Raw genomic sequence first — 17,526 nt, 5'->3', positions numbered from 1 at the left:
AAATTATTCTATGCATATCCATTTTATAGCAATTGGCGGTAGTGCAATGCACAGTTTAGCTATTGCCTTACATCAAAAAGGCGATACAATTACCGGAAGCGATGACCAGATTTTTGAGCCATCAAGGTCAAAACTTAAAACAGTCGGACTTTTACCACAAGATGGCTGGTTTCCAGACAAAATTACCTCTGACATAGATATTGTTATTGTTGGAATGCATGCAAAACCTGATAATCCTGAACTTTTAAAAGCTAAAGATTTAGGTTTAAGTATAATGTCTTATCCTGAATTTTTATTTGAACATTCAAAACAAAAAACTAGAGTTGTAATTGGTGGTTCTCACGGTAAAACAACTATTACAGCCATGATTTTACATGTATTGCATTACCATAATAGAGAAGTAGATTACATGTTAGGTGCGCAACTAGATGGTTTTGAAAACTCTGTTCACTTAACTCAGGAAAATGATTTTATTTTGTTAGAAGGCGATGAGTATCTTTCTTCACCAATAGACTTACGGCCAAAATTTCACCTTTATCAACCCAATATTGCTTTGTTAAGTGGTATTGCTTGGGATCATATTAATGTATTCCCGACTTTTGAAGACTATGTTAAACAGTTTGAGGTTTTTTTAGAAACGATGACTAATGGCTCAACTTTAGTCTATAATGAAAACGATCCTGTTTTAGCCGAATTGGCTAAAAATGCCACTAAACCGACCCGAAAACATGCTTATACAATTCCAAATTATTCAATTGAAGATGGAGATACATTTATTGAAACCCCAGAAGGTGATTTACCGCTTGAAATTTTTGGTGAGCACAACTTAGAAAACTTAGCTGGAGCTAAATGGATTTGCCAACACATGGGCATTGATGAAGATGATTTTTATGAAGCCATAGCAAGCTTTAAAGGTGCTTCAAAACGTTTAGAGCTTTTATTTAAGAATGATAAAATTGCGTTGTACAAAGACTATGCGCATTCTCCATCTAAGGTAAAAGCTACAACAAGTGCAGTTAAAAAGCAATATCCTAAGCGCCATCTTATCGCTTGTTTAGAGTTACACACCTATAGTAGCCTGAATCAGAATTTTTTGGCCGAATATAAGCATGCCTTAGATCAAGCCGATGAGGCAGTTGTGTTTTACTCACCAAAGGCAGTTGAAATTAAACAGCTCGATACACTTGGTAAACAAGACATCCTAGAAGCTTTTGGGCGAGACGATTTACAGGTGTTTACATCCCCTGAAAATTTTAAGGCTTTTTTAGACTTAAAAGAATTTAAGCATGATGTCTTACTAATGATGAGTAGCGGGAATTATGGTGGTTTAGACCTCGATAAATTTACTAATCAACTGGAAAGTTAGATTTTAAAAAGCACTCTAAATATTTTTGAATAGCCTCAATTGAAGCTGTTTCTAGTTCATTTAAGGCAGTTAGCTGATGTTGCTTTGATTTGTCTTGACTTAATTTAAAGCGGAAATCAATAGATTTAATATCAATACTAAAACCTGTGATATATTGGCTAAGTTTATTAATCTTAGTTTGTTGTGATCGAAACAAGTCACTAGTTGAAGTGTCTAGATGTTGGTATAAAAGTTTAACATCTTGTAGCATACTTTCAGTTGATTTCAAATAAATATCTCCTTCAATATGAAGGCGTGCAAAATTGAAAGTTGGTAATTCTTCAGTCTGAAATAACTCAGGAGATATGTAAGCTTGTGGTCCACAAAAAATGACTTTCAATTTTTGATTCTGTTTAAAATGTTCAAGCTGCGGATTCGAGTTAGCAATATGGCCAATTAATTTATTTTTGGTGTATAAAAGTGGAATTTCTGATACTAAAATAGTATCTTTTCTAGCTGTAATTATTTCAGCTAACGGAAAGTAATTAATCATAGCTTCAACTTGTTTTGATGTTGCCTGTTGAAACTTCTTGTTGAGGTGGTTTAATTTTTTTTGCACAATTTATATTATCAGAATGAAAACAGCTAACCAAACTACAAATTTAAGCATCAAATCTTTATCTGCAGACGATCGTCCTCGAGAAAAACTGTTGGCAAAAGGAAAAACTAGTTTATCTGATGCTGAACTGCTCGCTATAATAATTGGCTCTGGCAATAGAAACGAATCGGCTGTTGTGCTTTGTCAGCGTATTTTGCAAAGTTATCAACATAAGTTACAGCATCTTTCTAAAGCCAGTGTTGAAGAGTTTATGCAATTTAAAGGAATCGGAGAAGCAAAAGCTATAAGTTTGATAGCAGCGATAGAATTGGGTAGGCGTCGACGTTTGGAAGATGCGCTTGAGTTAGAAAAAATCACCTCTAGTCAAGATGCTTTTGAAGTTATGCAACCGATTATTGGCGAGTTAAATTATGAAGAGTTTTGGGTGCTAATGCTAAATAATTCTAATAAAATTATTCATAAATATCATTTAAGTAAAGGTGGTATCACAGGTACAATGGTAGACACTCGTTTATTATTTAAAAAAGCGATAGCACAAAACACAACTAGTATTATTCTAGCTCATAATCATCCATCTGGTACGTTGAAGCCAAGTCAGTCTGATAAATCAATAACAGATAAAATAAAACAAGCTGGTAAAATTTTAGATATAAAACTACTTGACCACCTGATTATCACAGAAAAATCTTACTTTAGTTTCGCAGATGAAGCTTTGATTTAGTTTATGGAAATTCTAGTTTATGTTCCCCAAAATACATCACGATTGCATTACATTTTTGATCAAATTTGTGGTGAGCTGCTAGGTTTTAAAGTTAAATTTACATCAAAAGTCGAAAATTTTATTGCCTTTCAAGGCGTAAAGTTTTCTTATGCAAAAAATAGGTTGGGGAATGAAGTATTTATTCAACAATTTGGTTTGCTTGAAGAACAAGGTATCTCAGATGTTAGCATTATTGTAGAGACCTGGGAAGATCTAGATGTTCCATGCTTTTTTAGAGTTTCAAACGATAGTGATTTACCATTTGATATTTTTTCAGCAAGCTTTTATCTATTGAGTCGTTATGAAGAGTATCAACCACATGTTAAAAATGAGTTTTCATGTTATCCTTTTGAAGAGTCTTTAGCTTATCAAAAACAGTTTTTACATCTTCCAGTCGTTGAAATTTGGGCAGCACAATTTAAAGCAATTTTGTCTAAAAAATTTAATCTGCAAGCTACAACTTCTAAATACTCACTTCAACTAAATATTGCTATTGCTGAAGCTTTTGCCTACAATCATCGTGGATTTGTGAGGCTTGTTGGTGCTAGTTTTCGTGATATTTTCAACTTAAAATTTAAATCTATTTATTACCGCATAAAATCTATATTACGATTATCTAAAGACCCATATGATGTTTATGATGAATTAATTTTGTTTTCAAGAAAGCATCACATCTCAACCCATTTTTTCTTTCAGTTAAGTAATTATACTAGAAACTCTAAAAGTATCAGTCATCACAAGCGCATATATCACAAGTTAATAAAATCAATGGGAGATTATTCTCAATTAGGAATTTTACCGGGTTACGAAGCTATTCATGATATAAAAATACTTGGTAAAGAGAAAAAACGATGGCAAGCCATTGTAAATAGAAATTTAAATTCTTCACTCATTAAGAATTACGGTATTAATTTTCCTACTACTTTTGAATATTTAAATAAGCTTGAGATTCAGCGAGATTTCTCAATGGGTTATCCTAATCAACTTGGTTATCGAGCTGGTACAGCCACACCTTTTTATTTTTATGATTTGAGTTTAGAGCAAGTATCAAAGCTAAAACTCATACCTTATGTGATGAATAGTAAATTACTTGAAAAAGCTAACTTCAGTGGGCTTGAGGCGCAATTAATGAGATTAAAGCTGGTATTAAAAAAACATCGGTTACCACTATATCTAGTCGTATCAAATGCAGATTTTAGTCAAAATTACCTAAAAAATAAGTTATTTAAATTATTTGATAAACTTTCTTAATGAAACCTTTTAAACATATCTTTTTCGATTTAGACCACACACTTTGGGATTTTAATAAAAATTCAGGTTTAACTTTTGAGTCAATTTTTAAAAAACACAACATTGAACTTAATTTAAGTGAGTTTTTACCAGTATATGAGCCGATCAATGAAAAATATTGGAAGTTATTTAGAGAAAATAAAATTTCTAAGGAAGATTTACGGTATGCAAGATTAAATGAAGCTTTTAAAGTTTTAAATTTTAAAGCAGAGCCAAATTTAGTTATTGCACTTTCAGAGTCATACATCGAACATTTATCAGATTTTAATCATCTGTTTCCTTATGCCATTGAAGTTTTAGAGCATTTACAAGAAACTTATCACTTACATTTAATCACCAATGGTTTTAGAGGTGTTCAATACCGTAAAATGACATCTTCCCGAATTATAAATTTCTTTGAGACTGTTACAACTTCTGAAGATGTTGGCGTTAAAAAGCCCGATCCTGCAATCTTTAACTACGCATTAAAATTAGCTCAAGCATCAAGTAGTGAAAGTGTTATGATAGGTGATAATTTAGAAGCTGATATTGAAGGTGCCGAAAAAGTTGGTATGGCTAGTATTTTTTTCGGAAAAGATGATACCTTTGAAGGCGAGTCAGTACAGTGTTTGTCTGAATTAAAAAATATTTTATAATGAGAATATCCTTACTTATCATCTGTTTTATATCTCTATTAAGTTTTTCTGTAAACGCTCAGCCAAAAACAGATAATCATGCTTATAATTATGTTGAAGTTCCATACAAATTCAGTTTTTTTGAGGAAAACAACCAATTTCAACTAAATATCTTAGCGCGTGTACTACTTCAAGAAAAAGGATTTGAAGTTTATATGGATGTCGAAGACTTACCTTTAGAAGTTTTAAAATCACCCTGCCAGTTATTAAAATTTGAGCTTAATGAGATTGATTCATTTATGAGAAAGCGATTACAATTTAACTTGATAGATTGTTATGGGCAAGTGGTCTATACCTCAGAAGTAGGTGAAAGTCGAAAGAAAAAATTTAAGGATTCTTATACTGAAGCGTTAAAGAATTCATTTCTAGGTTTTACAAAACTCGACCTTAAACAATTGAGCTCAGAATCAACTCCTTCTAATTCAAGTCAAACTGAGACTTTATCTGATGAAATTACAGATATTACAAAAAAACTCAACTATAAGCATAAAGATCAAGTTTATTGGTTGATAGAAGATGGTAAAAATTATAAATTAGTTACTTCAACCGATCAGTCTGTATTTGCTACACTTGATAAAGCTGATCGAGGTACATATATATTTACTGCCAAAAGTTTTCTTGGAGCCGCCTTTTTTAAACCTAACGGAGACCTCATTGTTGAATATAGGGATAATAATCAAACAAATTCCTCAACCAAATCAATAGAATTTAAAAAGATTTAAAACTCATATTTATTTCCCCATTGTTGTTTTAACTTTTGCTTTAATTGTAGCTCTTTAGAGTTATTACCTGCTTTATAAAAGCCCTTACCTTTTAGCGACTCTGGCATAAACTCATGCTGTACAAAGTTATTTTTATAGTCATGAGCATATTTATAGTTATTGCTATAACCTAAATCCTTCATAAGTTTGGTAGGTGCATTTCTTAACGAAAGCGGGACTTCAGCATTTAAATATTCCTTTACTGCTTTCATTGCATTATTAATTGCTACATAACATGAATTACTTTTGGGCGAACTGGCTAAATAGATGACACATTGACTCAAGATAATTCGGCCTTCTGGCATTCCGACCGAGTTAACCGCCTGAAAAGTGTTGTTCGCCATTACTAATGCAGTAGGATTTGCTAATCCTATGTCTTCGCTGGCAAGAATAATTAACCTTCTTGCAATAAACTTAACATCTTCGCCACCATCTAACAAACGAGCTAGCCAATAAACACTCGCATTAACATCACTGCCACGTATAGATTTAATGAATGCTGATATTACATCATAATGTTGTTCACCATTTTTGTCGTATCGTGAACTGGTTTGTTGCAGTACATTATTAACCTTATTGTTAGTGATTTCTATTGTATGGTTTGAGTCAAGCGCACTGACTACAATTTCAAAATTATTTAAGAGCTTTCGAGCGTCAAAACCACTTAAACCTATTAAAGCTTCATATTCTTTTATGTAGATATCTTTTGTGTTTAAAACTTTATCCGTTTTAATTGCTTTATCAAGTAATTGCTTCAAGTTCTCTTGATTAAAAGCATTTAAAGTATAGACTTGGCATCTAGAGAGTAGTGCGGCATTAACTTCAAAGCTTGGATTTTCAGTTGTGGCACCAATCAGTGTAATCCAACCTTTTTCTACGGCTAATAACAATGAGTCTTGTTGCGATTTACTAAAACGATGAATTTCATCTATAAATAAAATAGGATTTTGACTCGAAGTAAACAATCCTGCATTTTGTTTAGCCTTATCAATGACCTCACGAACGTCTTTAACACCACTATTAATAGCTGAAAGCGTAAAAAATTGTCGTTGTGTTGTTTCAGCAATGATATTAGCTAATGTTGTTTTGCCAACACCTGGTGGACCCCAAAAAATTAATGATGGTAAAACCTTATTATCAAGCAATTTTTTAACAGAGCCATTTATGCCGACTAAATGCTCTTGGTTAAGAAAATCCTCTAACTTTTTTGGTCTAAGTCTTTCTGCTAACGGTGTATTGTTCATGCGATAAAATTACAATTTTACTGACAGATTTACATCCAATTCTGTTTGGATGATTTTTTGCTATATTAATGGTATGAATTTTTATTCAAGATATCGCTTTATTTTTTTACCAGTATTACTTTTATTAGCTATATGGTTTGTATACTGGATTGAAATACGATATCACCTAAATTTTAACAATTTCGGGATTTTACCAAGAAATTTTGACGGTTTAATAGGTATTTTAACTTCAGGGTTTATACATTCTGGCATTAATCATTTATATAGTAATAGCTTTCCAATTGTTATATTAAGCGCTGCTTTGGCCTTTTTTTATAAACAAAAGCATCTAGCAGTTTTGTTGTTAGGTTATCTTTGTTGTGGTATATTAACTTGGCTTATTGGTCGCGAATCTTATCATATAGGAGCAAGTGGGTTGATATATTTTTTAGCTAGTTTTCTTTTTTTTAACGGAATTAAATCTAAAAGTTATCGCTTAATTGCACTAGCTCTTACAGTTGTTTTTGTTTACGGTAGTTTAGTTTGGGGAACATTTCCTAAATATAAAACAGGCATATCATGGGAAGGTCATTTATCTGGTTTTATAATTGGATTTATCATCAGTTATTTCATCAAGCCAGAAGTGGTAAAAGTTGAATTACAAAAACCCAAACAAGTTGAAGAAACAGCTTTTGAAATCGAATTTATGCAGCAATTCGATGAGCATGGTAACTTTAACCCAATTGATTCAACTGAAAATAATCATACTTCGACTACACTTTTTGACGCCTCAACAGATATAGAGTGGCACTTTGACGACAGTACTACTAATTCACCTAGTAACAATTTAAATTAGCTTTTTTGTCTTAAATTTTCATATAGAAACATTCCACAAGCAACTGATACATTAAGTGAATTAATTTCGCCAGCCATAGGTATCTTAGCTGTAACATCCAACATTTTTAATACACTTGGTTGAATTCCTTTACCTTCACTACCCAAAATTATACCATTGGCTTTGTTAAAGTTAACTTTTGAAATTGATGTGTTAGACTTTTCGCTAGCACCAATTATTTCAACGCCAGAAGACTGTAAATAGAAAATGGCGTCCTTTATATGAGCAACTTTGATAATGGGCAACTTAAAAGCTGCTCCTGCTGATGTTTTAATTGTCTCTTTTGTGATTGTAGCGCTTCCTTGTGCAGGAATAATAATTGCATCAATTCCAGTGCATTCAGCTGTTCTTATAATTGCACCAAAATTTCTAACATCAGTAATTCCATCAAGGATTAAAAAGCTGGGTTTTGAATTAGATTTTAGGATGTCTTCAACAGTTTCCTCTAGCTTTTTATAGCTTATTGAAGATATGTAGCCTATTATTCCCTGATGATTAAGGTGTTCATATTTTTTGAACTTTTGATGTGGTACAAAGCTAACTTTTATATGTTGTGCTTTAGCTTTAGATATGATATCACTGTATTTACCTTTTGTGGCTAGGTTAATTTGTATTTTATCAATATCAACAGCTTGGTTTAGTGCTTCATTAATGCTATGAGCACCAAATACAATGTTATCTTTTTCCATAATAAACAATTAAGGCTAGCAAAGATATGCTAGCCTTAAGTATTGTAAAAGGATAAACTTGTTTTATTCCTTAATTATTTTCTTTTGAATGCTATTTTGCCCATCAGAAATGTTGACGAGGTAAACACCTTTTGTTAAATTAGATGTATCAAGTTTTATTGCGCTTGTTGACTGCTCTGTCCTTGATTTTACCAAACGTCCACTCATATCAAATACGCTTACTTTAACCTCATTTTCAAAGCTTGATAAACTAGTAATATTTAATTGATTTCTTACTGGGTTCGGCCAAACACTAATTGATTCTTTGTTGAAATTATTATTATTTAAATTTACATCTGAAATTCCGCTAATAATTAAGCCGTAATCTTCAGAACCACCAACTAAACTACCCTTATGAGATATTTCGATGGTATAAATATCGCCAGCAACTGTATTTTGTATATCAATTCGTTCTACGTTATCGACAACATTATCACCTTTCAACGCTGCACCAGTTAAGTTTGATTGATCAAGCATCCAAGGGAAAAAAGTTATATTTTGTTCGTTTTTGATGATACGTAAATCTAAATCATTAACTAACGCTGGAGTTGAAATATTTGTTTGACCATCTCTTTGAGTTCCTGGTTCATCTGACCATACTAAGGTTGCTCTGATCTCTCCCAAGTCATCCGCAGTAACTTCAAAGCTAATTGTTTCATTATTAGCTAAGGTTTGTTCGTCTATCAAATATTCCTCAGATAAAATAATATCTGCCATAAACTTTGCATTTAATACACCCCAACCAAATACTGGATCCGGACCAATCACGCCTGCGTCATCAGCTGTATTAATCGCTAAAGCTTTCAAAGTTGCCGCTTTTAAGTAAGTGTTGTTTGTATTATTATAGAGTTCTTGAACTAATAATAAAGTACCAGCTACATTTGGTGCTGACATTGATGTTCCGGTTGAACCACCATAACTTGTGTTACTTTGATTAGAAGTTGATAAAATATTTGTTCCCAAACCTGTAATATCTGGCTTGATTCGACCATCATCCGTTGGTCCTTGACTACTACTTGGATTAATTGTTGCGCTTATAAAATTACCGTTACTATCAACGCTTATGTTACTAGCATTTGCAATAACTAAGTTGTTTTTTGAATTTTTTTCACCGGTTAATTTATCAAAACCAAAAGATAATCCACCATTATAGTTTGACTGTCCATCATTACCAGCTGAGTAAACTGGTAAATAAGTATCGTACAAATTAATAATTTGATCCCAAGCTCTCGCACTTGTGTTATAATTTCCCATTAACCAAGTTGGTGATGTACCCGATTGTGATACCACTGGCACCCCATAAGAATGATTAGATATCAACATACCGTTGCTGGCTTCTATCAAAGCTTCATTTAAATCATTATTAGAATTATAACTTACAAGTATTGATTTTGGTGCCATACCTTGAGCTAAGGCTTGAATACCAGCAGCACCAATCGTACCACCAACGTGTGTTGCGTGATATGAATTGCTAGATTCATCACCATTAGTTTGAATTCTTGAAGTTCCTGTTTGGTTAAATTCTACGTGACTTGGAAGAGGTATTCCTCCAACCTCCCAAACACCGATTTCCATATTCTCACCTTCAAGGTTAAGATTTAAATCTCCACCTACTTCTAAGAAATTAGTTCTTGTAGCATTTGCAGCATTTCTGTTATCATTAAACCTGTATATTGGTTTTTTGCCTATGACATTAATTAATACACCAGCAATCTCACCATCTTGATTGTAAATTTTAGTTTTTGTCTCAGGATGGTTTTCAAGATACCTTTTGATATTGTTTTGTCTATTTTGTTCTATCACATTTAACTCTCTTCTCAGATCATTTAGATCTGTTTGAGCATTTAGATTAAAAGATGCAATAATCAGTATCGAAAATATAATTCTTTTCATAAAAAAATCTTTAAAATAAAATATGGCTACAATTTAAAAACTGTAGCCATATTATCAATATAATAATTGTTAATTAACTATATTTTATCCAATTGAATTGTTATCGGTGTTGGAGCTACACCACAACCGCCATCAGTTTGAAAATCTACTAATGTTAAAATAATTGAATCATCACCCATAGTTACATCGTATTGGGCTGGTGTTGCTGGCGTACCTTGGGTGATACCACCACCACCGCAGCCAACGTTACCGCCACTACTTGGTGCACCAGAAACTTCTAATAAGTCGCAATTTAATCTAACATTAAATGTCCATGGAAAACCTAAATAATCTATTTCAAATGTTCGTGTTAGGCCATTTGCTTCAATTGTTGTTGTTTGACCATCATATAAAAATGGTTCGAAGGCATTAAAACCAGCTAATTGAGTTATTTGGTAATCCCCTGTGAAAAAAGTTTCGTCTACAGGACATACTATTTGAGCATTTAAAAATTGCACACGGTCTTCAACAACGGCGTTGTTACCACCTTCAGTAGCAATTATCTTAAAGGCTATTTGGTAAGTTTCAAATAAATCAAGATCTACACCTTCTTCACCTTGAATTGTTACACTCATATCTCCTGAGTATTCTCCAGCTGGTATAACAACATTTTCATTAAATGTTATAAGGCTTAAATCTTCTATCTGAGTTGAATCTTCTACCAATTCAACTGTAATAGTACGATCTACGTTTGAAAGTGTTGTTGATGATATTGGCACATCAATATTACCTTCAAACTCAAAGGTCGCGTTATCTCTTGGTAATTCAAAGGTTGTACCTTCTAAGTCAAACTGATAAATGGTTTGACCACCCTGGTTATCGAAGATAATTAAATCTTCTTCACAACTTATCATTGTGATTGCAAGAACCAGAATGCTTGCTATTTTTAATATATTTTTCATTTTTATCTTATTTATGTGATTAGTATCCAGGATTTTGTTGCTGTCTTAAATCAGGATTAGCATTAAACTCAACAATCGGAATTGGTAATGAGTTAAATCTATAGTCACTTGATTCAAGTGTACAAACTCCGCCGAATGGCACACAGTCTGATTCTCCTCTCTCAATGTTCACATTAGCTTTTTCACCTAGACGTTTAATATCTACGTATCGATGACCTTCAAAAGCTAATTCTACACGTCTTTCACGTAAAATTGCAGCAAAAGCATCCTCAGTGTTACCTACTGAAACATTAGCTACCGCTTGTCTATTTGTTCTAATATTATTTAAAATAGTTGCAACCTCATTAAAGTTGTCTACACTAGCCTCAACTTCAGCCAATAATAAATACATTTCTGCCCATCTGTACACTTTAAGGTCGTTCATTAGTGGTTGTCCTTCTGAACCTGGGTATTTGTTAATTGCAATAACGTCTTGTGATCTTGGAGTACTTGGCGAAACATCATCAGCAATGATTGATGTTGGGTTAACATTAACATCTATTCTAACACCACCAATTTCTTCAAGCTCATCAAAAAGTTTTCTGTCCATTTCTAAATATGGTGAACCGTCTAATGTTGGATTAATAAAGGCAAATGAAGCACCGGCCCAACCACCAGCATTAACAGATCCTGTAGCGCCTTGTGCGTCATAGGTATCACCAATGGTTCGCTCTAATTTCCAGATTACACCAGCATTACTTGCATCAGTAAATACATCAGGATATTCTAGTGCTGTTGCTAAGTTTGCACCTGCATCAGCAGCATTAATACCAAGATCATTTTCTAATACATCTCTAGCTGTAGTATAATCTTCTTTGTAGGTATACATTCTAGCTCTAAAGGCATGAATTGCTTCTTCACTTAAAGCAGCTATTGGATTTACATTTGGAAGTGCGTTTCCAGTGATGTTATCTAAAGCGAATTGAATATCTTGTTCAATAAAGTTATATACTTCAGCATTCGTATTTCTTACTGAAATCACTTGAAAAATATCATCAGGTACAAAATCTACGATGATTGCACTTAATGCATTATCATCAGTCATATCTGGTGAATAATATGTCAATAATTCAAAGTGTGCGTAAGCTCTTATGAAACGCGTATGCGCTAAAATGTTATTAAACTCTGCTAAAGCAGCAGGATCATCTTGGTCAAATTCGATATTATCAGATGCTCTTAATACTCGGTTAGCAGCATTGATCACAGAGTAGTTACGTACCCAGAAGTTTGAGCTTGCTGTACTACCTGCATTAAGGTTAAATGCATATAGCGCTAAACCTTGGCCACCGTTATCTAAGCCTATCGATACTTCATCTGTAAAGTTAGCATTAAAGGTAATATTAGGTGTCAGGTCTAAGCGGTTATAAACTCCAGATAAACCTTGTGCAAGATCACCTATACTTTCGAATCCATTCTCTTCTTCAAGTCTTCCAACTTGGTCTATTTCGTATGCATCCTCACAGCTGGTAAAAAATACAGCTACAAGAGCGATAAACGATAATTGTTTGATTATGTTTTTCATTATACTATTTTTTAAAATCCAATTTCAAATCCTAATGATACTGTTCTTGGTGTAGGATATAGCCTACCAGTGTTGCTTTGTGCTTCAGCATCAAATCCTCTCCATTCACTCAATGTAAATAAATTTTCACCATTTACAAATAGTCTTACATTAGAGATGCCTGTATTTGTTTTCTCTAACACATCTTTAGGTATAGAATATCCAAAACTAGCAAATCTTAATCTCAAGAAATCTGACTGTCTTATGAATCTTGTCGACTCATCAGCACCTAATAAAGTTAAATTCTCTGCACGTAGTCTTGGGATATCAGTAACTCTATTGTCAGGTGTCCAAGCGCGTTGTAAATCTCTTGAAGATCTAAACTGACCAATACTTGTTGGGTCTTGGAATCCAGATAAATCAAAGTCAAAACGATCTACACCTAATACATAGTTAAACTGTGTTTGTAAAAAGAAACCTTTATAGTCAACATTAAATCCAAAACTACCATTTGCTAATGGAATTATGTTTTTGTCTAACCATACACGGTCAGTATCTGCATTTGGCTCTTCAGTTAAATTACCATCTGCAGTATAATATAGTAAATTTCCATTAGCTGGATTAACACCTGCGTATCTAACTTCATAATATTCACCTAACTGTCCACCGTTACGACCAATTCCAATAATCTCACCATCCTCGCTTGGTAAATCTTGTAATTCAGTTTTGTTGTAGTTACCAACAAAATTTAAAGTTAAGTTTAAGCCATCACCAGGATTTCTAATTAAGTCATAATTAAGGTTAACATCAACACCACGGTTAAATAAGCTACCTGTATTTGAGTTGATACCTGTTGTACCTTGGATTGCTGAAATTGGAATATTTTGGAATAAATCTGTAGTTTCACGCTGATACACATCTATTTGTCCTCTTAATTTAGAGTCAAATAATTCGAAATCAACCCCTAAGTTTGCTGTTGCAACAGTTTCCCACTGAACAAAAGGGTTAGGTAACTGTCCTAAGAAAACAGATTGTTGACCTGCATAACCATTTCCAGTAGCGTATAATTCTCTATATAAGTCTGGTACACTGAAATAAGTTGCACCTGAGATTCTTTGGTTACCAGCAGTACCATAAGAAGCTCTAAGTTTCAAAACGTCTACAAAGTCAACACCATCCATAAAATCTTCGTTATTGATGTTCCAACGTCCTGATACAGAGAAAAAGGTTGCCCATGTATTGTCACCAGTAAAACGGTAAGACGCATCACGTCTAATTGTAGCACCTAAACCATAAGTTTCGTCGTAGTCGTAGTTAGCATTAGCAAAGTAAGAGAACAAACCAGCGTTTCTAACAGTTGCAAAACCATCGTCTACGAAGAAATCATTAGCTGAATTATCTCCTACAAGTCCTGCACCATCTCCAGGAGTAAAGGTTTTAGGATTTAAACCTTCTGCAAAGTATCCAAAACTTCTTAAGTGAGCTTTAAAATACTCTGTATATAGTCCACCATCAATTGTGTGTTTGCCAAAAGTTTTAGAGTAATTTAAAGAAGTTAACTGGTTAAATGTAAATACACGGCGTGAGCTTTGTGTTTGAAAACCAGGTGTCTCATTACCATCTTGTGCAAATAAAATTGCGTTAAAAGATTCAGGACCTTCAGATCTTAATAAAATTTCATTTTGATAGTCCATAGAACTTACTGATCTGAAAGTTAAATCATCTGTGATATCATAACTAGCTGTAACACTACCAATTATTTTAACCTCTTCTTCTTTTCTATTGTAAGTTCTTAGTCGGTCTAATAAGTAAAGTGGAGTGTTGAAGAATGGCGTACCCTGAGATACTAAGTCAGCACCATCAATGTAGTCATCTGGTGTTACATAAGGCACACCCTGGTAAGCTCCTAAAATGTAGTTTCTGTTAATCGCACCACTACCAATTTCGTTTGGCTCGTTAGACTCTGAATAGTTTAAAGAAAAATTTGTACTATACTTAAATTTTTCATTTTTAGAACGTCCCGATATATTGTTTCTTACATTAAAACGTTTTAAATCAGAATTCTGTAATATACCGTCTGTTTCGTTTAAACCAAAAGAAGTAAACTGTGTTGCATTGGCGCTACCACTAGATAAACTTAAGGTATGATTTTCTGATAGTCCAGCATCAAAGAAGAAGTCTGCCCAATCAAATGTTTCAGTATTGTTAATCTCTTCGTCTGTAAGGCCAACACCTCTACCATTGCCGTAAAGACGTTCTAGTCTAAGCTGTTCTGGTGAACTCATTAAATCATAGTCGTTATCTTGTAAGTTATTAAAACTCATGATACCTGTATAATTGATTTTAAGATCTGAGTTATAATCTCCAGTTCTTGTTTCAATGATAATAACACCATTAGCACCTCTGTTACCATAAATTGCTGTAGCACCAGCATCCTTTAGGACAGTGATGTTTGCAATGTCCTGTGGGTTTAAACTTCTAAAGTTATCTTCGTCAACAGGAGCTCCATCGATAATGAATAGCGGCTCAGTATTACCGTTAATAGAAGATACACCACGAAGATTTACAGTTGAATTAGCACCAGGTTGTCCTGAAGCAGTTGTAATATTCAAACCGGCAACTTGTCCAGATAAAGTCTGTACAAATGATGCATTAGGTCTATTTTCAATAGTTTTAGCTGAAATTGTTTGAGAGGCGACTGTAGATTTAGTTTTGGTTGTTGTAGAATAACCTGTAACAACTACCTCACTTAATTCAGCAGCATCTACAACCATACTTACATTAACGGTTGATTTGCTTCCAACTGGAATTTCTTGTGTTTTAAATCCTAAGTATTTAAATACAAGAGTTTGGTCAGCTGATACTTTAATAGAGTATTTACCATCAAAGTCAGACTGTGTTCCCGTGTTTGTGCCTTTAACAAGGATGTTTACCCCGGGAAGTGGTAAACCGTCTGCATCAGTAACATTACCTGTCACTGTTTTAGTTTGTGCAAAACCAATTTGCACTGCTAACACTAGTAAAAGTGTCAGAAATCCACTAAATTTTGTTTTCATTTTATTAATTTATTTGAATTAGCCAATGCCAAAAATGTAAATAAATACTTAATTGTACAACAATTTTTTACATTAATTTAAAATTAACGGTGTTAAATCTTAACATATTTTATGCTGAAATTAAAAATAACTGCTCAAAACAATATGGATTTTCGTATCCTGAGCATCAAAATTTTGCCTATTTGAAAATCCATTAGCTAGGATTATTTTCAAATTCGAATTTGATCGTTTGAGGTTTAAACCGAAACCAAAGCTGTAAAAATACTGCGAATTTATAGAATTGTAACTGTTTTCAACTTGACCAAAGTCTGTTGTTGCTAACGTTGTAAGTTCTTCAGTTAGTTTGAAATTGTGGTTAATTTTGACCAACGAATACTGAGTTGCAACAATGCTGTTTTCTAAAAAGCCTCTTAAATTTTGTATTCCTCCAATTCTAAAGACCTCGCTTTCAAAAAAGCTATCTGTGTAAGTCTCTGAAAAGTTTATATAAACTTCAGTTGAATATATTTTGTTGAGCAAAAATGTATTGTTGTAAGCCAGTTCAATTCTGCTTCTAGTTTTTCGTATTTCCGATTTTCGTTCTCCAGTTTGCATTCTTAAGTTGAGAGTTCCATAATTCTCAAAACTAATTTGCGATGTTAGCCCGATTCCGTTATAGCTGAAATCTTCGTTTGAGTTGATAGTGTTGTTTGATGTTTCTGAATTGTAAAGTAGTCCTAGTTGTATGTTTTTATTAAATATGTAGTCTAAATTCTGCTCAAATGTTGTGTTGCTAAACGTGCTATCTTGATTAAATATGTGAAATTTTGTTTCGCTTTTAATCGGGCTTTTAAATAAAAAAGGGAGTTCTAGATGTAGGTTGATAATTTCTTGGTCAGAATTAGTATTGTTGTATTGAAGTTGAAGTTTCTCATTTAAGTTGATTAGGTTTTGAAGCTTAAGATTTGCGTTCCCGTTTATTTTGAAATTATCATCTTCGTTAGAAAAGCCTAGTATTCCGCTAAATTCGTTTTCAAGTTTTTTGTCTGTGTAGATATATAATTTGGTGCTATCTTTTTTGTATAGATAATTGATTTTAGTTCTGAATCTAATAGGTAGCTCTTGCTCAATAAATTTTAGGTTTTTTCCTAACTCTATATTTTTGTTCTTTTTTATTGTCTTATTAATCCTTTTTTTAATAAGTTTTTTTGGTAGATTCTGGTAGCCTTTAATAATGACCTCGTCAATTACCCTTTTGTTTCGTATTTCTATAACTATATATATGTATAAAATTTGATCTTCGATTTCGATAGATTTCGTTGCTATTTTTTCAAATGGATAACCTTTGTCAATTAATCTTTTTTTGAGTTTTTCTAATTCACTATTAAAGGTCTCTATGCTTTCGGCTTGAATTGTTTCATTATCTAAAATTGCTCTTGTTGATTCGTTATGTGGTTTAGCAATAATTTGTTTGATTTTTTCACCAATGACAATTTTGTTAGTTGTTGAATCTATTTTTGCAAATGGATAATTATTCTGTTTTAAGTATAAGATAAGTGCTTGTTTCTTATCATTTCGTTTATTCTGATTTTTTATCAAATTAATTTTTTGAATTTCAACTGAAATTGAATCTAAAAAAACACTTTCTTGTGCTTCAGATCTTAAAGCAAAGAGAAGCAGAAATGCCAATAGAACGATACGAATAAATAGAAAACTTTTCAATGTGCTGATTGTTTCTTTCGGCTTGAAAATTAATGATTTAAAATTTGTTAGCTAAATATATTTTAATACATTTGCAAACCTTAAAAATTAAGAATAAATA

General features: G+C 32.9%; 14 protein-coding genes. 6 read left to right on the top strand and 8 right to left on the bottom strand.

Annotated features, from left to right (window positions below; genetic code table 11):
- Positions 1 to 10: 10 nt before the first annotated feature.
- Positions 11 to 1,366, top strand: coding sequence for a UDP-N-acetylmuramate--L-alanine ligase (locus IMZ30_RS03375; RefSeq protein WP_207039133.1), 1,356 nt, complete (start codon positions 11 to 13; stop codon positions 1,364 to 1,366).
- Here IMZ30_RS03375 and IMZ30_RS03370 read toward each other — a convergent pair.
- Positions 1,347 to 1,964, bottom strand: a complete 618-nt coding sequence (locus tag IMZ30_RS03370) for an FMN-binding negative transcriptional regulator (protein ID WP_207039132.1) — start codon at positions 1,962 to 1,964, stop codon at positions 1,347 to 1,349. The two genes, IMZ30_RS03375 and IMZ30_RS03370, sit on opposite strands and share 20 nt — an antisense overlap.
- Positions 1,965 to 1,980: 16 nt before the next feature.
- Here IMZ30_RS03370 and radC point away from each other — a divergent pair, with 16 nt between their 5' ends.
- The 4 genes from radC to IMZ30_RS03350 are packed head-to-tail and all read left to right on the top strand — an operon-like array spanning position 1,981 to position 5,410.
- A complete protein-coding gene (gene radC / locus IMZ30_RS03365; RefSeq protein ID WP_207039131.1) occupies positions 1,981 to 2,685 on the top strand; it encodes a RadC family protein in 705 nt (234 codons plus the stop codon).
- A 3-nt stretch (positions 2,686 to 2,688) separates the two neighbouring features.
- Positions 2,689 to 3,975, top strand: coding sequence for a DUF7033 domain-containing protein (locus IMZ30_RS03360; RefSeq protein WP_207039130.1), 1,287 nt, complete (start codon positions 2,689 to 2,691; stop codon positions 3,973 to 3,975).
- Positions 3,975 to 4,649: a YjjG family noncanonical pyrimidine nucleotidase gene (locus tag IMZ30_RS03355; RefSeq protein ID WP_207039129.1), complete on the top strand. Its 675-nt coding sequence runs from the start codon at positions 3,975 to 3,977 to the stop codon at positions 4,647 to 4,649. The genes IMZ30_RS03360 and IMZ30_RS03355 overlap by 1 nt, the downstream gene beginning before the upstream one ends.
- Positions 4,649 to 5,410, top strand: coding sequence for a hypothetical protein (locus IMZ30_RS03350; RefSeq protein WP_207039128.1), 762 nt, complete (start codon positions 4,649 to 4,651; stop codon positions 5,408 to 5,410). The genes IMZ30_RS03355 and IMZ30_RS03350 overlap by 1 nt, the downstream gene beginning before the upstream one ends.
- On the opposite strand, the gene IMZ30_RS03345 is transcribed toward IMZ30_RS03350, so the two are convergent.
- On the bottom strand, positions 5,407 to 6,693 hold the full coding sequence (locus IMZ30_RS03345) for a replication-associated recombination protein A (protein ID WP_207039127.1): 1,287 nt from the start codon (positions 6,691 to 6,693) through the stop codon (positions 5,407 to 5,409). The two genes, IMZ30_RS03350 and IMZ30_RS03345, sit on opposite strands and share 4 nt — an antisense overlap.
- A gap of 73 nt (positions 6,694 to 6,766) precedes the next feature.
- On the opposite strand from IMZ30_RS03345, the gene IMZ30_RS03340 reads away from it, so the two are divergent.
- Positions 6,767 to 7,528: a rhomboid family intramembrane serine protease gene (locus IMZ30_RS03340; RefSeq protein ID WP_207039126.1), complete on the top strand. Its 762-nt coding sequence runs from the start codon at positions 6,767 to 6,769 to the stop codon at positions 7,526 to 7,528.
- Here the strand turns inward: IMZ30_RS03340 and rlmB are convergent.
- The 6 genes from rlmB to IMZ30_RS03310 all read right to left on the bottom strand — a co-directional run bounded on the left by rlmB (position 7,525) and on the right by IMZ30_RS03310 (position 17,426).
- Positions 7,525 to 8,256 (bottom strand): 23S rRNA (guanosine(2251)-2'-O)-methyltransferase RlmB, encoded by a 732-nt coding sequence (rlmB, locus tag IMZ30_RS03335; RefSeq protein WP_207039125.1) that lies wholly within the window; start codon positions 8,254 to 8,256, stop codon positions 7,525 to 7,527. The two genes, IMZ30_RS03340 and rlmB, sit on opposite strands and share 4 nt — an antisense overlap.
- A 63-nt stretch (positions 8,257 to 8,319) precedes the next feature.
- The gene (locus IMZ30_RS03330; RefSeq protein WP_207039124.1) at positions 8,320 to 10,188 is read right to left on the bottom strand and encodes a S8 family serine peptidase; all 1,869 of its coding nucleotides are present in this window, start codon (positions 10,186 to 10,188) and stop codon (positions 8,320 to 8,322) included.
- A 77-nt stretch (positions 10,189 to 10,265) separates the two neighbouring features.
- Positions 10,266 to 11,129: a hypothetical protein gene (locus IMZ30_RS03325; protein WP_207039123.1), complete on the bottom strand. Its 864-nt coding sequence runs from the start codon at positions 11,127 to 11,129 to the stop codon at positions 10,266 to 10,268.
- A gap of 19 nt (positions 11,130 to 11,148) precedes the next feature.
- Complete coding sequence (locus tag IMZ30_RS03320; RefSeq protein ID WP_207039122.1) at positions 11,149 to 12,690, bottom strand: RagB/SusD family nutrient uptake outer membrane protein; 1,542 nt, start codon at positions 12,688 to 12,690, stop codon at positions 11,149 to 11,151.
- A gap of 11 nt (positions 12,691 to 12,701) precedes the next feature.
- Positions 12,702 to 15,725 (bottom strand): SusC/RagA family TonB-linked outer membrane protein, encoded by a 3,024-nt coding sequence (locus tag IMZ30_RS03315; protein ID WP_207039121.1) that lies wholly within the window; start codon positions 15,723 to 15,725, stop codon positions 12,702 to 12,704.
- 120 nt (positions 15,726 to 15,845) lie between these two features.
- On the bottom strand, positions 15,846 to 17,426 hold the full coding sequence (locus tag IMZ30_RS03310) for a hypothetical protein (protein ID WP_207039120.1): 1,581 nt from the start codon (positions 17,424 to 17,426) through the stop codon (positions 15,846 to 15,848).
- Positions 17,427 to 17,526 lie beyond the last annotated feature (100 nt).

Origin of the sequence: Psychroflexus sp. ALD_RP9, from assembly GCF_017311165.1 — a bacterium.
Lineage (GTDB): Bacteria > Bacteroidota > Bacteroidia > Flavobacteriales > Flavobacteriaceae > Psychroflexus.
This window is presented reverse-complemented; position numbering and strand designations above follow the sequence as displayed.

What these genes read in the sequence shown, in the direction of transcription:
- IMZ30_RS03350 (WP_207039128.1), top strand. Translation starts at nt 4,649, where the DNA reads ATGAGAATATCCTTACTTATCATCTGTTTTATATCTCTATTAAGTTTT.
- IMZ30_RS03315 (WP_207039121.1), bottom strand. Translation starts at nt 15,725, where the DNA reads ATGAAAACAAAATTTAGTGGATTTCTGACACTTTTACTAGTGTTAGCA.
- IMZ30_RS03320 (WP_207039122.1), bottom strand. Translation starts at nt 12,690, where the DNA reads ATGAAAAACATAATCAAACAATTATCGTTTATCGCTCTTGTAGCTGTA.
- IMZ30_RS03345 (WP_207039127.1), bottom strand. Translation starts at nt 6,693, where the DNA reads ATGAACAATACACCGTTAGCAGAAAGACTTAGACCAAAAAAGTTAGAG.
- IMZ30_RS03340 (WP_207039126.1), top strand. Translation starts at nt 6,767, where the DNA reads ATGAATTTTTATTCAAGATATCGCTTTATTTTTTTACCAGTATTACTT.
- rlmB (WP_207039125.1), bottom strand. Translation starts at nt 8,256, where the DNA reads ATGGAAAAAGATAACATTGTATTTGGTGCTCATAGCATTAATGAAGCA.
- IMZ30_RS03360 (WP_207039130.1), top strand. Translation starts at nt 2,689, where the DNA reads ATGGAAATTCTAGTTTATGTTCCCCAAAATACATCACGATTGCATTAC.
- IMZ30_RS03325 (WP_207039123.1), bottom strand. Translation starts at nt 11,129, where the DNA reads ATGAAAAATATATTAAAAATAGCAAGCATTCTGGTTCTTGCAATCACA.
- IMZ30_RS03330 (WP_207039124.1), bottom strand. Translation starts at nt 10,188, where the DNA reads ATGAAAAGAATTATATTTTCGATACTGATTATTGCATCTTTTAATCTA.
- IMZ30_RS03375 (WP_207039133.1), top strand. Translation starts at nt 11, where the DNA reads ATGCATATCCATTTTATAGCAATTGGCGGTAGTGCAATGCACAGTTTA.
- radC (WP_207039131.1), top strand. Translation starts at nt 1,981, where the DNA reads ATGAAAACAGCTAACCAAACTACAAATTTAAGCATCAAATCTTTATCT.
- IMZ30_RS03355 (WP_207039129.1), top strand. Translation starts at nt 3,975, where the DNA reads ATGAAACCTTTTAAACATATCTTTTTCGATTTAGACCACACACTTTGG.